Genomic DNA, 2,808 nt, shown 5'->3' with positions numbered 1-2,808 from the left:
AGGCTCTTAATTCAAAACCCCCCTGATTGGATTAATCAACTTTTTGATACTAAATCTGTCACAAGTTGGGTAATTCGTTCTAGTCAACAATTACTATTACGTTCCTATAGTTTAACTAAAGGTGTATTGGGAGGCGTAGTCAGTTTAATATTAGCTTTATTTATTTCAGGTTATATGGTATCCGATAGTAAAACTTTGATTAGTGGTCTAATCAAATTTTTTCCTCAACCTTGGGATAAACGTCTAGAACATCAAGTTCTTCCTGTTACTCAAAGAATGGGAGGTTATATTAGAGGCAGAATTATAGTTTCTGCTATTTTAGGTGTAGCAACAACCACTGGTTTAGGATTTTTAGGATTGCAAGATTTTTCTCTAGGTTTAGGAGCAATAGCTGCTGTGACAAACCTGATTCCTTTTATCGGTCCAATTCTCGGTGCAGTTCCTGCTTTAATTGTTGCTATTGCTAAGGGCGGATGGTTGTTTTTATGGGTAATAATTTTGTACTATATTATCCAAAATGTGGAAACTTATGTACTCGATCCTTTACTGGTAGGTTCTTCAGTTGGAGTACATCCTCTGTATCAATTACTATCAGTTTTAATAGGTATTCAGTTATTAGGAATTATTGGTGCTTTGGTTGTTCCTCCTTGGTTTGCTGGCAGTGCTGCTTTGGTAGAAAATTTATATTTAAAACCTAAGTTAGAAGCAGAAAAGATACAATCGATAGTTACAAACAATGGCGATCATAATCCACCACCTGTAACCTCTTAATTTTTGATTTTATAGTCATTTTATAGTCAGTGTAAATAAAATGAATTGTGAAAAATTAAAAATATAGCTCAAAAGCCTAAATATATTAACTATTTCACTTATTTCCTTGAATTTTTTTCCGAAAAGTTCAGGTTTAAAGCCGATCCTTTCAAGAAGAAAAAATTTTCCTTTTAACCAATCCTTTTATTACAGAAGAGGTAATTATTAATTATTGAAGATATTTTCTTTCCCTATATTCTCAGATGCGGTATTTTATCGATCGCCCTGAGGGAATAATTAAGGTTTAAAGCCTCTCTTTTAAAGGAGAAACAAGCGGTCGTTTTGGCTGTCCCGACATGAAAAACCGAGCTTTCCGTAGGATGGGATGGCAAGATATCGCGAAGAATGCAGAGCAGCTCGGAAGTAGGCCATATCCAATCTTCCCTTGATCAGAAAAAACTTTCACGCTCCGCGTCAATCCAATCCGTTTTAGGGAGAGGTAATTATCCATTATCCATTAATGAAGGAACTTTAGAAATCTGAAATTGCTAGGAATCAATTCTCAACAAAATTAAGCAATTATTTGAGTTTTACCTATCTGGAAATAAATCTAGCCAAACTTATAGAAAAATTATTATCGACTCACTTCTAACTTCTTATATACCCTTTGTAAAATAGTAATTATAGCGCTTTTCATTAACATATAATACAACTATCAGGTCTATAACTTATCAAAATTCAAATATACTTATCTTGTTTACTTCGTCTACCTTTGTGAAAACCGCTATAAGTATAAGAAACTTGTTTATAAACAACAGCATTTTTAAAGTTACTGAAGTACAGCTTTTTTTATTATTTTCTATTCCCTACTCCGTACTCCGTAGGGATGTTGCATACAACGTCCCTACTCCCCAAAACAAACGAATGCGCGTACCTCACTCAGAGATGGAAATTACTATAAATATTAAAGCTTGAACAAATCCAGAGATTGAAATTTGGCTGCTTGATATGGTCTTGGTATTCATACTCCTAAAACTATGGTGAAAAATAGTTGTGTCTGCGCCTATTCCCTATTCCTTATTCCCTATCTCCTTTACAAACAATCTCTTACTTCCTATATTTTGCAACATAATCCTCAGAAAATTTATCAAATTAGAAAATTGTCAATCCAGATATTTTAAGTCTCAAAAATGACAGAATCTAAAAATGGCAAAGATTGACTAGAATGTGGTATATAAACTATTTTTCCCTGTAATAATTATGTATAATTGTAGATTAATTAAGAACCATAAACAACACTTGGCACTTGGCACTCTTTCCAAAAATATAAAAGAGTATCACTGTGTTAGAGAAAATTTATATTAAGGATGAAATCCCCAGATTATCTCACTAAAAGGTAGAACAATGGTTAAGATTCTCTTAGTTGAAGACAATGAGATGAACCGGGATATGTTGTCTAGGCGTCTCATGCGTAAAAAATTTGAAGTAGTTATTGCTGTTGATGGTGCTGAGGGTGTGGATATGTCTATATCAGAAGCACCAGATATAATTCTAATGGATATGAGTTTGCCTGTGCTAGACGGGTGGCAAGCAACTAGTAAAATTAAAGCTAACCCCCAAACCAAAAATATTCCAGTAATAGCAATAACAGCTAATGCTATGACAGGAGACCGAGAAAAATGTTTAGATGCTGGATGTGATGATTATGATACAAAACCAGTAGAACTTCCTAGACTATTAAACAAGATCAAAAATCTTACAGGTACAGAACCAACAAAATGAAACATGACCAGGGCAATGTACTGGTTGTAGATGATAACCAGGTCAATAGAGACCTTTTGGCTCGGCGAGTCACAAGGCATGGCCATGTAGTGAGTTCTGCTAATAATGGGTTTCAAGCTTTAGAAATGATGCGTTCTCAAGCGTTTGATTTGGTACTACTAGATATTATGATGCCAGAAATGAACGGTTATCAAGTTCTTGAAACCCTGAAAGCTGACCCAGCGTTACGCTATATCCCAGTTATAATGATTTCTGCGGTGGACGACATTGATAGTA

General features: G+C 34.5%; 3 protein-coding genes. All 3 read left to right on the top strand.

Annotated elements, in window-relative coordinates; genetic code table 11:
- Positions 1-771, top strand: a 771-nt coding sequence (locus F6K22_RS37805; RefSeq protein WP_293109957.1) for an AI-2E family transporter, incomplete at its 5' end; no start/stop codon positions are given.
- Between the two features lie 1,383 nt (positions 772-2,154).
- The gene (locus F6K22_RS37800; protein WP_293109955.1) at positions 2,155-2,532 is read left to right on the top strand and encodes a response regulator; all 378 of its coding nucleotides are present in this window, start codon (positions 2,155-2,157) and stop codon (positions 2,530-2,532) included.
- The coding region (locus F6K22_RS37795; RefSeq protein ID WP_293109953.1) for a response regulator at positions 2,529-2,808 on the top strand (280 nt) is incomplete at its 3' end. The genes F6K22_RS37800 and F6K22_RS37795, both read left to right, overlap by 4 nt.

Origin of the sequence: Okeania sp. SIO2F4, from assembly GCF_010672385.1 — a bacterium.
Lineage (GTDB): Bacteria > Cyanobacteriota > Cyanobacteriia > Cyanobacteriales > Microcoleaceae > Trichodesmium.
This window is presented reverse-complemented; position numbering and strand designations above follow the sequence as displayed.